The following is a 12,335-nucleotide window of genomic DNA, read 5'->3' as shown; positions in this document are numbered from 1 at the left end:
AATTAATTGCGTTAACCTATATCACAACCACTTCACTTCGTGCGACAGCATGGTGTCGTCATCAAAGGTGAACCGCCCCATGAAACGCCGGCGTTCGATCAAGGTCTGCGCCAGCCAGTGGATGTCATCCGCCCACATTTCATCAAAGGGCAGCGCATCCAGCGAGGTCCAGAGCGGAACCGCCTCGGGTGTTTCCACCGCCTCACCCTCATGCTGTGTGGCCACGAACACATCCACATGCATGCACAGACCATCCACGAACCGAAACCAAAGCTCACCGTGATGCACCGGATTCAGCGCGGTCACTCCAAGTTCCTCCTGCGTTTCACGCACCGCGCATTGCAGCGAGGTTTCACCAGGATCCATTTTGCCTCCGGGACCGTTGATCTTGCCGGCACCCAGGCCACGCTTTTTACGAATGAGCAAAACTTCGCGCTTTGCCTCATCGATGACGAACATCAGTGTCGCACGAACGCCCGGCTCCCAAGTTTTCCAGTCGGTGATCACCATGGACTCAGCGTTTCTTCCATGGCAGGGCACGCAGCCAGCGTTTTCCACTCTTGATGTCCATGGATTGCGCCAGGATCTCCGTGTCTCCCGCATCAAAATCCTCCGCACGCGGCAGGCCGGCAGGCAGCTCGAACTCAGGTTCAGGCACCGGCAGCTGCTCAGGCAGGGGGGCCGCCGGTGGTTTTTGATTCAGCGGTGCCACGGCATTCAGCGGCGAAACCAGTCCGCCGGAAATGATCATCTTCATCGCCTCTTCAATCGTGATCGGCGCATCCGTGATCTTCTCGGAATCCACCACCAGCAGAATGCCCGTCATCGGACTCGGCGCCGTGGGCAGCAGGACGCAGGTCATCGCCTTTCCTGTCTGCGGATCACAATACTGTCCGGTGGCAAAACCGATCATGCGCATGCCGGGGACCGGATAGTCAATGTACACGACCCGCTTGAAATTCTGCTTCGTGCCGCCCAGGCTGCGAAAGGCGTCGATCACCTGCTTGAGCGGCCGGTAGATCACCGCCACCAGCGGAATGCGCAGCAGCAGCTTGTCCACGGCGGTGACAATGTGAACGCCGATCACGTTGGTGGCCATGAAGCCAAGACCCAGAATGGCCAGCACCGAAAACAGGAAACCAATAAAATTGGTGAGGCTTTCCAGCTTCGGGTCCTCAATGTTCAGGATCGGCTCGTCACTGAACTCATTGACGAGGCTCACCGCCTGCCCCAGCACCGGCTTGCTCCACGCGTGCAGCAGGTCATAGACAAAGGACAAAATCCAGAACGTGATGATCAGCGGCAGCGCCAGCGCCAGCCCCGCCAGAAACTTGTTCCGCAACCACACGCCCCAGCCTTTCGGCGCAGGCGCTTCGGTCATCGGAATCGTACTGGGGGTCTCAAATGCCATTTAAAACAGCTTCACTGTGAAGATGAGAACGTATGGCAGCAGCTTTGTTCAGCAATAATATCTGCACTCGTGCAGATATTACGCGCCCACCAGCATTCTGGCCGGGTTTTCGATGCAATCCTTGATGCGAATCAAGAACGACACGGCTTCCTTGCCATCCACCACACGGTGGTCGTAGCTGAGCGCGAGGTACATCATCGGGCGGATCACCACCTGGCCATCGACCGCCACCGGGCGCTGCTGGATGCTGTGCATGCCGAGGATCGCGCTCTGCGGAGGATTGATGATCGGGGTGCTGAGCAGGGACCCGTAAACACCGCCGTTGGAAATGGTGAAAACACCGCCGGTCAGATCGCTGACCTGGATCTTGCCTTCCTTGGCCTTGGCTGCGTAGCCGAGAATGTCTTTTTCAAGGTCCGCAAAACTCTTCTGGTCCGCGTCACGCAGCACCGGCACGATCAGGCCGCGCTCCGTACCCACGGCCACGCCGATGTCAAAAAAGTGCTGCTGCACGATTTCTTCTCCTTCAACTCGCACATTGACCTGCGGCACCGCCTTGAGGGCCTCCACCACCGCCTTGATGAAGAAGCTCATGAAGCCGAGCTTCACGCCGTTCTTCGCCACAAAGGCGTCCTGCAGCTTCGAACGCAGCGCCATCACATTGCTCATGTCACATTCATTGAACGTGGTGAGAATGGCGGCCGTGCGCTGCGCACTGACGAGCTGATCCGCAATCTTCTTGCGGAGCGGGCTCATCTTCTTGCGCGTGACACGCCCTTCCGGTGCAGCCTTGGCCACTGGCGCAGGCGCGGGTTCAGGCTTCGGCACCACTTTGAATTCCGTAACGTTCGCAGGCTTTTCCGGCTCGGCCTTGGCGGCAGGCGCAGGAGCAGCGGCGGCTGGGGCTGGCTTCGGAGCTTCGGCCTTCGCAGCAGGAGCGGTCGCATTTTCGTTGATCTGGCCCACCACGCCACCCACCTCGACATCTTCACCGGCTTGCTTGCTGATGTGCAGGGCACCACTGCTTTCAGCGGTGACTTCAGCGGCAACCTTGTCGGTCTCGAGCGTGAGCAGGACATCGCCAGTCTTGACGATGTCACCTTCTTTGAAGTGCCATTTGGCGATCTGACCACCGGCGACGGATTCGCCGAGTGCGGGTATTTTAATGTCTGAGGGCATGACGGGGTAGTGGGAGAAAATCTATGTCTGTACAAATCACACGCTGAATGCCGACTCGACCAGGTTTTCCTGCTCGAGGGTGTGGATGGCTTTGGAACCGGCGGCGGGGCTGGAACTGCGCTCCCGGCCGGAGTAGCGCAGCTTGTGGTTGGAAAGCTCTTCGAGACGCGGGCGGATGTAGTAGAAGGCGCCCATGTTGCGCGGCTCCTCCTGGCACCAGATCCACTTCTTCTGCGCACGCGGATACTTGGCGACGATCTCCTTCAGCATCTCGTAGTTCAGCGGGTAAAGCTGCTCGATGCGGATGATGGCGGCGTTCTTGATTTTGTGCTCCTCGCGGAAGGCGAGCAGGTCATAATAGATCTTGCCGCTGCACAGAATGAGACGCGTGATGCGCTCCGGCGCAGCCAGCAGATTCTCGTCGTCCAGCACTTCCTTGAAGGTCGTGCCTTCGGCCATGTCGCTCAGCTTGGACACGCACCGCGGATGACGCAGCAGGCTCTTCGGCGTCATCACGACCAGCGGCTTGCGCGTGCTGCGCTTGATCTGGCGGCGCAGCGCGTGGAAGTACTGCGCGGGAGTGGTGAAGTTGCACACCTGCATGTTGCCACCGGCGCAAAGTTGCAGGAATCGCTCAAGCCTTGCGCTGGAGTGCTCCGGCCCCTGGCCTTCGTAACCATGCGGCAGCAGCAGCGTGATGTGGCTCGGGCGCTGCCATTTGCTTTCCGCACTCGCGATGAACTGGTCGATGATGACCTGCGCACCGTTCACGAAGTCGCCAAACTGCGCCTCCCAGCACACCAGCAGATTGCTGGTCAGCAGCGAGTAGCCGTAGTCAAATCCAAGCACCGCAGCTTCAGAAAGGAGGCTGTTGTACACACAGTAACGGCCCTGTTCCGCAGCCAGATTGTTCAGCGGAATGTGGCGCTCCCGGGTCTGCGAATCATAAAACACACTGTGACGCTGGCTGAAGGTGCCGCGTCGCACATCCTGCCCGCTCAGGCGCACGCCGTGGCCTTCGGTGAGCAGCGTGCCAAAGGCCAGCGATTCCGCATAGGCCCAGTCAATCCCTTCACCCGCCTCGATGGCCTTCCTGCGCGCTGCGAGGAAGCGTTTCGCAATCGTCGGATGCAGGTTGAACTCCTCCGGCACTTCGAGCAGGCGCTCGCCGATCGTTTTAAGCGTCGTCAGCTCCACCCCGGTTTTCACCGGATTGTAATCATAGGCAGGCTGCGGCATCGCCATGCTGCCTTCAAAGGGATTGCCGCCTTCGGCGTTCTTGTCACGATCCGCCAGGGTCGTGATGCCCTGCTCCAGTTCGTCATCCAGCTCGCGCTGCAGCGCGGCGGCGCCGGCTTCATCCAGCACTCCGGTGGCTGCCAGATCCAGGCGGAACAGCGTCGCCGTGGACGGATGCTCGGCAATCGCACGCGCCATGTTCGGCTGCGTAAATCCGGGCTCGTCAGTTTCGTTGTGGCCGTAACGACGGTAGCACACAATGTCGACGATCACGTCACGACCAAAAGTCTGGCGGAATTCAAACGCGAGTCTCGTCGCATTCATCACTTCCAGCGGGCAGTCCCCGTTCACATGGAACACGGGCGCTTCGATCATTTTCGCCACGTCCGTACAATAGTCGGAGCTGCGGGCATCTTCCGGCATCGTGGTGAAACCAATCTGGTTGTTCACGATGATGTGCACCGTGCCGCCGGTGCGGTAGCCGGGCAGCTGGGAAAGATTCAGCACTTCAGCCACGAGGCCCTGGCCGGCAAAGGCCGCATCACCATGAATGAGCACGGGGATCACCTTTTTGCGGTCCTTGGTGTCATTCAGCGCACGCTGGCGCGCACGCGCCATGCCTTCGACCACAGGATCCACGGCTTCCAGATGGCTCGGATTCGGCGCAAGCATCACCCCGACCGAATCACCGCTGCTGGTCTGCCTCACCGTTTCAAAGCCCAGATGGTACTTCACGTCACCATCCCCGGAAACCATGTTCGGCACATAGTTCTCGCTGAACTCATAGAAGAGATACTCCAGCGGCTTGCGCAGGAAATTGGCCAGCACGCTGAGGCGTCCGCGATGGGCCATGCCCAGAATGATTTCTTTGCCGCCGGCGGCTGGCAGAGCTTCGAGAAGGGTCTCCAGTGCCACCAGCATCGATTCGCCGCCCTCGACGGAGAAACGCTTCTGCCCCACGAAACGACGGTGCAGGAAGCGCTCGAACGATTCAGCCTCCAGCAGCCAGCGCAGCGCGTTGATCTGATCCTGGGCCGCCGGCTTGGCATCCAGATTACGGCCTTCAATCCGGTCCAGCAGCCATGCACGCACCTCAGGGTGGTGAATGTGCATGAACTCAAAGCCCGTCTTGCCGCAATAATTGCGCTGCAGTTCCGCCAGCATCGTTTTCAGCTTCATCGGCTGCCCGTTGCGGAACAGGTGCGTCTGCACATCCTCCTCCAGCTCGTCCGCCGTGAATCCCAGGCCCGCCAGTGTCAGTCCGGGAACTTCAGGCCCTTCCTTGTCCAGCGGATCCAGGTGCGCGGCGGTGTGGCCCAGCGCACGGAAGCTCTGCAGCGCGTTCGAAACTCGCATGCGGAAATTGAGAGTCTTCTCTGAAAGCGGGGCCGCATCACCACCGGCCGTTTCCGTGCCTTTCGTGGGGAGACGGGCCATGCCCAGTTCGAAACCTTCAAAAAACGATGACCAAAGTGGTTCGACGGAACCAGCATCTTTTTTCCAGTCCGCGTATTTGGACTCGAGGAAATCCGCGTTTGCGCGGTACGGCAATGTAGCACTCATGAGGGGGGATGAGCAGAATGCTCCCATTCGTTACGAGTGCAAATGCGGAAAGGAACATTTCCAGCCCTTTTTGCGGGTGCTTCCCCATCCCTTGCCCAGGCTACCCACCTTTTTAAAATAAACCTCCCCCTTTCTTAGCACCACTCCCCTTTCGAAAAACAATCGCAAACCACCGCCAACCACGGCAAACAACCACATGCCCCCGCCGCCGCTCTATAAACACCTCGCCGACACCGTGGCCAAAATGATCCACGACGGCGTCCTGCGGCCCGGCGAGCGCACCCCTTCCCTCCGCGCCATCTGCGATCAGCACGGCGTCAGCATGAGCACCGCCGTCCAGGCCTTTGTCGAGCTCGAATCCGCCGGCCTCGTCGAGCCCCGGCACAAGTCCGGCTTCTTCGTCAAAGCCCCGCCCCATGCCCTCTTCGATCTCCCCGGCCCGCCCCGCGTCCCCATGTCCGGCAGCCTCGGCAACCGCCACGCCAGCCTTTTTGACGCCGTCGCCTCCTCCAATCTGCTCGCCCTCGGCGGTGCCGTCCCCAGCCCGGACATCCTTCCCACCGTCAAACTCAACCGCATTCTCGCCGAAAAAGCCCGCCACGCCGGTGCCCGCGGCGTCATGTACGACCTCCCCCCCGGCTCCGAGCTCCTCCGCCGCCAGATCAGCAAACGCATGCTCAAAGGCGGTGCCGTCGTCGCCCCCGCTGACATCATCACCACCTGCGGCGCCACCGAGGCCCTCATGCTATGCCTCCGCGCCGTCACCAAACCGGGGGACGTCGTTGCTGTCGAGACCCCCACCTACTTCGGCATCCTCCACGTCCTCGAGGCCCTCTCCCTCCGCGCTCTCGAAATCCCCACCGACTCCCATCACGGTCTGCGGCTCGATGTTTTCGAGCGCGTCTTGAAAACCCAGCCCGTCCACGCCTGCATCGCCCTGCCCGCCTGCAGCAACCCCCTCGGCGCCGCCATGCCGGACGAGACCAAGCAGCGCCTCGTCGCCCTCCTCAAACAGCACGACATCCCCCTCATCGAAGACGACGTCTTTGGCGAGCTCCCCTTCGGCCCCAAACACGCCCGCACCTGCAAGTCCTACGACGACTCCGGCCTTGTCCTCTACTGCAGTTCCTTCTCCAAGACCCTCGCCCCCGGCTACCGCGTCGGCTGGGTTGTCCCTGGCCGCTACTACCATGCCGTCCGCATGGCCAAACTCACCCACACCCTCGCCACCGCCACCCTCCCCGAACTCGCCATCGCCGGCTTCCTCGCCGAAGGCGGCTACGACCACTGGCTCCGCAGCGTCCGCACCATTTATAAAGAGAACGTCACCCGCATGCGCCGCGCCATCCTGGAGGAATTCCCCGCCGGCACCACCGTCACCTCCCCTCAGGGCGGTTTCCTCCTCTGGGTCACCCTGCCCCCGCAGGTCGATGCCATCGACCTCTACGACCGCGCCCTCGCCAAAGGCATCAGCATCGCCCCCGGCCACCTCTTCTCCCCCGAACCCCGCTACACCCACTGCATCCGCATCTCCTGCGGCCTCCCCTGGTCCCCCCGCCTCGCCGCCGCCATCCACACCCTCGGCACCCTCGGCACCCTCGCCAAACGCCAGGTTCAATAGGTGAATCCCCACCAAAGTATTTCACTAGGGCCGGGCATCTCCAACACCGCAAACCTCCGGCAACAACCGTAAACCATCGTCAACTCTCCCTCTGTACCGCCCCCCTTTCCCCCCATCTGTATCTACCCACATTGCCAGCCCGTGAGAAGATTCACCCCATGAACCCCCACCTCACGCTCGCTCCCGTGTTCGCCGTCATGTCACCCGAAGGCCTCCTTGGCCTCAAAATCATCGGCATCATTGGCCTCATCATCCTCATCCCTCTCGGCGTGCTCCTTTACCGCAACCAAGACCGCCTGTTTGGCCGCTCCACCGACACCCCCAGCGAAACCAGCGGCTCCCTCACCTACGGCCTCGCCCAGACCTGGCTCGTCTACGTCGGCCTCATCCACCTCACCCTCTGGCTCACCTTCGGACTGTAAAGCAATACCCTTGACACAGCCCGTCAGGATTCCTGCCGGCCTTTGCAAATGGCATGATCATGGCTGCCAGGGATTCACGACAGTGACTCCAGTTCCAATGAAGTCAGATTCGTTGCGAGTAACGAGGGTGAGCCCATGCACGAGCGCAGTGGCGGCGATGAGTGCATCGTGATCAGGATAAGTGCGGATGGCATGCAGCTCGGCTGCCTGACTGGCAACAGCGGCATCCACGGGCAGGAGAGTGAGAGCAAACTTTGGCAGCAGGAAATCATGATACCAGGTCTCCAGCCTGCCAGCAAAGGCGGGGTCACGCCTGGCCACCTGCAGGATGCCACGGCGGACCTCGACCAGAGTGATCACACTGATGAAAACAGGCACCGCTGCTATGCTACGATGCCAGCTGAAGAACCGAGCATCTCCCTTCGGCCCCTTGCGCAGTTCGGACACTGCCACGGTATCCAGCAATAGCCCCTCGCTCATGGAAAAGCGTTAGGTCTGCCAGAGTCCTGCGTGCGCGGCATCAGAGGCAAGTCACCGTCTGCGAGCGCCTCGTCGTAAAGCTCGCCAAGCATGGCCGTGGTCGGCAGCGGCAGTTCAGAAACGCGACCACCGGTCTCCGTGGTGTTAACGGGGGAGGGCTGAGGCTTGCGTAGTTCACGCCTCAATAAGTCGGTGAACCAGGACGAGAGCGTCTTGGACTCCACTCCGGCACGCTGCTCGGCCGCCGTGCACAGGTCGTCGGGGAGTTGCAGGGTCATGTTCATGCGAGTGAACTTAAGCGATTTGAAAACGTCGGCAACTGCTTCCCATGCATCGACGTCTTCGGTGCCACCGCACAAAGTCGAATCACACGCGGCTCAAATTGATCAAATTCAGCTTTCTTCCTTCACTTCGCCCCCACCATGTACCGCAGCACCTTCGCCAGCGTGGCACGCATGTCCTTGCGATCGACAATCATATCGACCAGGCCATGCTGCATCATGAACTCCGCCGTCTGAAACCCGGGCGGCAGATCCGCATGCGTGGTTTCCTTCACCACACGCGGACCGGCAAAGCCGATCATGCATTTGGGTTCGGCAATGATCAGGTCTCCCAGCGTCGCGAAACTGGCGGTGACACCACCCGTCGTCGGATGCGTGAGCACGGAAATGTAGGGCAGGCGCGCCTCGGCATGCCGGGCCAGCGCTCCGCTCGTCTTGGCCATCTGCATCAGGCTCAGAATGCCCTCATGCATGCGCGCACCACCGGAGGCGGAAAACACGATGACCGGCTTGCGCTCCGCCGTGGCGGCTTCGATCGCGCGGGTGATCTTTTCACCCACCACGCTGCCCATGCTCGCGCCCAGGAAACGGAAATCCATGATCGCCACCAGGACGGCAACGCCCTCAATGTTCGCACGACCGGTGACAACCGCCTCGGTCAGTCCCGTCTTGGCCTGGTAGGCCTTCACCTTGTCCAGATAGCCTTTGAAGCCCAGGGCGTTCACGGAGTCCAGGCTCTTGTCCATCTCCACAAAGCTGCCTTCGTCCACCAGACTGGCGATGCGCTCGTCCGAAGCGATGGTGAAGTGGTAGCCGCAGCTCGTGCAGACTCGGAGGTTTTTGGCCAGTGCCTGCTCAAAGAGGCTCTCATTGCACGAAGGGCACTTCGTCCAAAGGCCTTCCGGCATGTCGCGCTTCTTTTCGCCTAAATCGTTAACGTTGCGTTTTTTGAAAAATCCCATGGTAGGTCAGTCGGTATGGGCGTCCGGCATCTCCAGACCTGATGGTGCGCCTCCTCGAATTGCATGTCGCAGGAGTTGCAGGGAGGAAGAACCACCCGGCGTTCACACTGTCAGGCCCGGCCAAAGTCGGACGCGGGGCCGATCCTAGCCGCGTGTTGTCGTGATGACCACCACTTTTTCTGCTCCCCCCACCCGCCGGAGAACCCGCGCACACTCGCTCGTCGTCGCCCCCGTGGTGAAAACATCGTCCACCAGTAGGATGCGCCGCCCCTGCAGTTTGATCGGACGCTGCCACCGCCGCACAGGCCGTACAGCAAACGCCCCGCGCAGGTTTTTCAGCCGCTCCTCACGGCTCAGCCCCGCCTGCTGATCCGTCTCCCGCGTGCGCACTAGCGCCTTCGCCGCCGGGATCCCCGTCAGCCGGGACAGCCGGGTGCACAGCTCCCAGCTCTGATTGAACTCCCGCTCCTTTTCCCGGCTGCGATGCAGCGGCACCGGCACCAGCAGCCACTCCCCCAGATTTTCCCCGGCCAGCCGTGGCTCCTCCAAAACACGCAGCATCAGCGTCGCCAGCGCCCCGCGCAGATGCAGGCGGTGCTCGTACTTAAATTGGTGAATCAGCTCCCGCATCACCCCCTCCGCATGGCAGGCCGCCACGGCAAACTCAAACTCCAGCCGCCGCCCGCTGCAGTTTCCACACCGAAACTCCTGCGTAATCGCTCCCTCATAAACCTCCCCGCACACGTTGCAGTAAGGCGCCTCCACCAGCGGCAGCGCGTCCGCGCAGCCCCCGCAAAACCACCCCTCCCCCACCGGTGCCTTGCACACACAGCACAGCCTCGGATACACCAGATCCACCCACGCCCGCCACACCGGCTGCATCAGCCGCTGCACACGCGATGGATCTGGAGGACCGGGAAAGGACATGTTCCAGACTAAATGCGATTTGAAGCCCGCCAACTGCAAGCCTAAATGCAGCCATGGCACGCATCGGCACACCCCTTTCCTCCTCCGCAACCAAGGTCATGCTTCTCGGCTCAGGCGAGCTCGGCAAAGAAGTCGTCATCGAACTCCAGCGCCTCGGCTGTGAAGTCATCGCCGTGGATCGCTACGCCAACGCCCCCGCCATGCAGGTGGCCCACCGCAGCCACATCATCTCCATGCTTGATGGCGAGGCCCTCCGCCGCCTTGTGGAAGTGGAAAAACCCGACTGCATCGTCCCGGAAATCGAGGCCATCGCCACCGACACCCTCCTCGAACTCGAAAACGAAGGCTTCCGTGTCGTCCCCACCGCCCGCGCCGCAAAGCTCACCATGAACCGCGAAGGCATCCGCCGCCTCGCCGCCGAAGAGCTCGGCCTCAAAACCTCCCCCTACGTCTTTGCCGCCACCGAAGAGGAATTCCGCGCCGCCATTGAGAAAATCGGCATGCCCTGCGTCGTGAAGCCCATCATGAGCAGCTCCGGCAAGGGCCAGAGCGTCGTCAAAACAGCCGACGACATCGCCCACTCCTGGCAGTACGCCCAGGAAGGTGGCCGCGCCGGCAAGGGCAAAGTCATCGTCGAGGGCTTCGTCGAATTCGACTACGAGATCACCATGCTCACCGTCCGCCACGTCGGCGGCACCTCCTTCTGCGCCCCCGTTGGCCACACCCAGATCAAGGGCGACTACCGCGAGTCCTGGCAGCCCCATCCGATGTCCAAGAAAGCCCTCGATGCCGCCGAACACATGGCCGGTGCCATCGTCGAAGCCCTCGGCGGTCGCGGCCTCTTCGGCGTCGAGATGTTCATCAAAGGCGATGACGTCATCTTCAGCGAAGTCTCCCCCCGCCCGCACGACACCGGCCTCGTCACCCTCATCTCCCAGGATCTGAGCGAGTTCGCCCTCCACGTCCGCGCCATCCTCGGCCTGCCCATCCCCAACATCCACCAGCACGGCCCCAGCGCCAGCTGCGCCGTTCTCGTCGAAGGCGAATCCTCCAAAGTCCAGTTCGGCGCGCTCGATCACGTTCTCTCCGAGCCCGACACCCAGGTCCGCCTCTTCGGCAAGCCCAGTGTCAGCGGCCAGCGCCGCATGGCCGTCACCCTCGCCCGCGCCGAAAACATCAACGAAGCCCGCGCCAAAGCCCACCGCGCCGCCAAGGCGATGGAAATCCGATTGTAGTGCAAGTTCATGATTGCGTCCGGCGTTCGGGGTGTGTTATCACCTCCAAATGCCTCCCAGTGCTCACCTGAGCCATCTCATCAAACTGCTCGATGACGACTCCGAAGTCGTGCGTCACGCAGTTCAGGAGGAGCTCAACGGCATGCGCCGCGAGCTGCCAATGCACATTGGAAGCTTGGAGACCCCGCTGTCTGCCGAGGAAGAAAAGCTCGTCGCGCAGTTGCTCGAACCCGCACGGCGCACCGAACTCGAAGAAACCTGGATGCGCTGGCGCTGGATGGAAGGTCCTGACGCGCAGCTTGAGGAAGGCCTCAGCCAGCTCTCCGCCTTTCTGAACGGCTGGAAAACTCAGTCCGCCGATCTGGCGAAACGTCTGGATGCACTGACAGAGGAAGCCTTTGCCGAAAAAGGCCGCATGGATGCGCATGAACTGGCCCAATGGCTCTTTGCCTCGCACAACGGCGTCACCCGTTTCCGTGGCAACAGCAAGGACTACTACTCCCCCGCAAACAGCAATCTCTTCTGGGTGCTCGACACCGGCCTCGGCAATCCAATCAGCCTCTGCTGCCTCTACCGTCTCCTCGGTCATCGCTTCGGCCTCGAAATCGAAGGCTGCAATTTCCCCGGCCATTTCCTCTCCCGCGTCAAATACCGCGACAAGACTTGGCTGGTCGATTGCTTCAATCGCGGGCGCTTCATGCTGGCCGCCGATGTGGCCAAGCACCACCCTGCCGCAAATCCCGGCATGGAAGACCTCATCCACGAGCCCGCCACCGCTGAAGCCACGCTGCTCCGCATCCTGCGCAACCTCGACGAGGCCTACGAACGCCTCGTCATGCTGCCGGAACGCCAGTTCATGCGCCGTCTGGCCGTGAAGCTGATGGAAGACTAGACGGTCTTTTCGCAAATACCATTCTCTGCGGAGAAATGCGGAGTTTGGTGGAAACAGACGAAGGCTCCGGACGCGTTGAAGGAAAGAGAACTTTTGGAAAGGAGGAAGAGTGAACAGGACAGC

The 12,335-nt window shown here is 61.3% G+C and carries 12 protein-coding genes; 4 read left to right on the top strand and 8 right to left on the bottom strand.

Features of this window, described 5'->3' with window-relative positions:
• Positions 1-21: 21 nt before the first annotated feature.
• From AC24GY_RS07635 to AC24GY_RS07620, 4 genes are all read right to left on the bottom strand, one after another.
• Entirely contained in the window at positions 22-510 is a 489-nt protein-coding gene (locus tag AC24GY_RS07635; RefSeq protein ID WP_487681691.1) for an 8-oxo-dGTP diphosphatase, read from the bottom strand.
• 4 nt (positions 511-514) lie between these two features.
• The gene (locus tag AC24GY_RS07630) at positions 515-1,411 is read right to left on the bottom strand and encodes a DUF502 domain-containing protein (protein ID WP_487681690.1); all 897 of its coding nucleotides are present in this window, start codon (positions 1,409-1,411) and stop codon (positions 515-517) included.
• A 78-nt stretch (positions 1,412-1,489) separates the two neighbouring features.
• Positions 1,490-2,590, bottom strand: a complete 1,101-nt coding sequence (gene sucB, locus AC24GY_RS07625; RefSeq protein ID WP_487681688.1) for a dihydrolipoyllysine-residue succinyltransferase — start codon at positions 2,588-2,590, stop codon at positions 1,490-1,492.
• Positions 2,591-2,626: 36 nt separating this feature from the next.
• Positions 2,627-5,392, bottom strand: coding sequence for a 2-oxoglutarate dehydrogenase E1 component (locus tag AC24GY_RS07620; protein WP_487681686.1), 2,766 nt, complete (start codon positions 5,390-5,392; stop codon positions 2,627-2,629).
• A 196-nt stretch (positions 5,393-5,588) separates the two neighbouring features.
• Here AC24GY_RS07620 and AC24GY_RS07615 point away from each other — a divergent pair, with 196 nt between their 5' ends.
• Positions 5,589-7,013, top strand: coding sequence for an aminotransferase-like domain-containing protein (locus tag AC24GY_RS07615; RefSeq protein WP_487681684.1), 1,425 nt, complete (start codon positions 5,589-5,591; stop codon positions 7,011-7,013).
• A 158-nt stretch (positions 7,014-7,171) separates the two neighbouring features.
• Positions 7,172-7,435, top strand: coding sequence for a hypothetical protein (locus AC24GY_RS07610; protein ID WP_487681682.1), 264 nt, complete (start codon positions 7,172-7,174; stop codon positions 7,433-7,435).
• Between the two features lie 57 nt (positions 7,436-7,492).
• Here the strand turns inward: AC24GY_RS07610 and AC24GY_RS07605 are convergent, their stop codons facing one another.
• The 4 genes from AC24GY_RS07605 to AC24GY_RS07590 form a co-directional block, all read right to left on the bottom strand.
• Positions 7,493-7,915: a PIN domain-containing protein gene (locus tag AC24GY_RS07605; RefSeq protein ID WP_487681680.1), complete on the bottom strand. Its 423-nt coding sequence runs from the start codon at positions 7,913-7,915 to the stop codon at positions 7,493-7,495.
• Positions 7,912-8,199, bottom strand: a complete 288-nt coding sequence (locus tag AC24GY_RS07600) for a hypothetical protein (RefSeq protein ID WP_487681678.1) — start codon at positions 8,197-8,199, stop codon at positions 7,912-7,914. The genes AC24GY_RS07605 and AC24GY_RS07600 overlap by 4 nt, the downstream gene beginning before the upstream one ends.
• A 122-nt stretch (positions 8,200-8,321) precedes the next feature.
• Positions 8,322-9,158, bottom strand: coding sequence for an acetyl-CoA carboxylase, carboxyltransferase subunit beta (gene accD / locus AC24GY_RS07595; protein WP_422320951.1), 837 nt, complete (start codon positions 9,156-9,158; stop codon positions 8,322-8,324).
• Between the two features lie 144 nt (positions 9,159-9,302).
• The gene (locus tag AC24GY_RS07590) at positions 9,303-10,085 is read right to left on the bottom strand and encodes a double zinc ribbon domain-containing protein (protein ID WP_487681676.1); all 783 of its coding nucleotides are present in this window, start codon (positions 10,083-10,085) and stop codon (positions 9,303-9,305) included.
• Between the two features lie 53 nt (positions 10,086-10,138).
• Here AC24GY_RS07590 and purT point away from each other — a divergent pair, with 53 nt between their 5' ends.
• Both purT and AC24GY_RS07580 read left to right on the top strand, forming a co-directional pair.
• On the top strand, positions 10,139-11,320 hold the full coding sequence (purT, locus tag AC24GY_RS07585; RefSeq protein ID WP_487681674.1) for a formate-dependent phosphoribosylglycinamide formyltransferase: 1,182 nt from the start codon (positions 10,139-10,141) through the stop codon (positions 11,318-11,320).
• A 49-nt stretch (positions 11,321-11,369) separates the two neighbouring features.
• Positions 11,370-12,212 (top strand): transglutaminase-like domain-containing protein, encoded by an 843-nt coding sequence (locus tag AC24GY_RS07580; protein ID WP_422320948.1) that lies wholly within the window; start codon positions 11,370-11,372, stop codon positions 12,210-12,212.
• Positions 12,213-12,335: the final 123 nt, after the last annotated feature.

The sequence above is a fragment of the Prosthecobacter sp. Pr1 genome (genome assembly GCF_057652315.1).
The sequence above is the reverse complement of the archived record's forward strand: the minus strand, read 5'-3'. Positions and strand labels throughout refer to the sequence as shown.

Bases quoted from the DNA above. Each gene is read 5' to 3' on its own strand.
- AC24GY_RS07600 (WP_487681678.1), bottom strand. From the start codon at position 8,199: ATGAACATGACCCTGCAACTCCCCGACGACCTGTGCACGGCGGCCGAG.
- AC24GY_RS07590 (WP_487681676.1), bottom strand. From the start codon at position 10,085: ATGTCCTTTCCCGGTCCTCCAGATCCATCGCGTGTGCAGCGGCTGATG.
- accD (WP_422320951.1), bottom strand. From the start codon at position 9,158: ATGGGATTTTTCAAAAAACGCAACGTTAACGATTTAGGCGAAAAGAAG.
- AC24GY_RS07630 (WP_487681690.1), bottom strand. From the start codon at position 1,411: ATGGCATTTGAGACCCCCAGTACGATTCCGATGACCGAAGCGCCTGCG.
- AC24GY_RS07605 (WP_487681680.1), bottom strand. From the start codon at position 7,915: ATGAGCGAGGGGCTATTGCTGGATACCGTGGCAGTGTCCGAACTGCGC.
- AC24GY_RS07620 (WP_487681686.1), bottom strand. From the start codon at position 5,392: ATGAGTGCTACATTGCCGTACCGCGCAAACGCGGATTTCCTCGAGTCC.
- AC24GY_RS07615 (WP_487681684.1), top strand. From the start codon at position 5,589: ATGCCCCCGCCGCCGCTCTATAAACACCTCGCCGACACCGTGGCCAAA.
- AC24GY_RS07635 (WP_487681691.1), bottom strand. From the start codon at position 510: ATGGTGATCACCGACTGGAAAACTTGGGAGCCGGGCGTTCGTGCGACA.
- AC24GY_RS07580 (WP_422320948.1), top strand. From the start codon at position 11,370: ATGCCTCCCAGTGCTCACCTGAGCCATCTCATCAAACTGCTCGATGAC.
- sucB (WP_487681688.1), bottom strand. From the start codon at position 2,590: ATGCCCTCAGACATTAAAATACCCGCACTCGGCGAATCCGTCGCCGGT.
- purT (WP_487681674.1), top strand. From the start codon at position 10,139: ATGGCACGCATCGGCACACCCCTTTCCTCCTCCGCAACCAAGGTCATG.
- AC24GY_RS07610 (WP_487681682.1), top strand. From the start codon at position 7,172: ATGAACCCCCACCTCACGCTCGCTCCCGTGTTCGCCGTCATGTCACCC.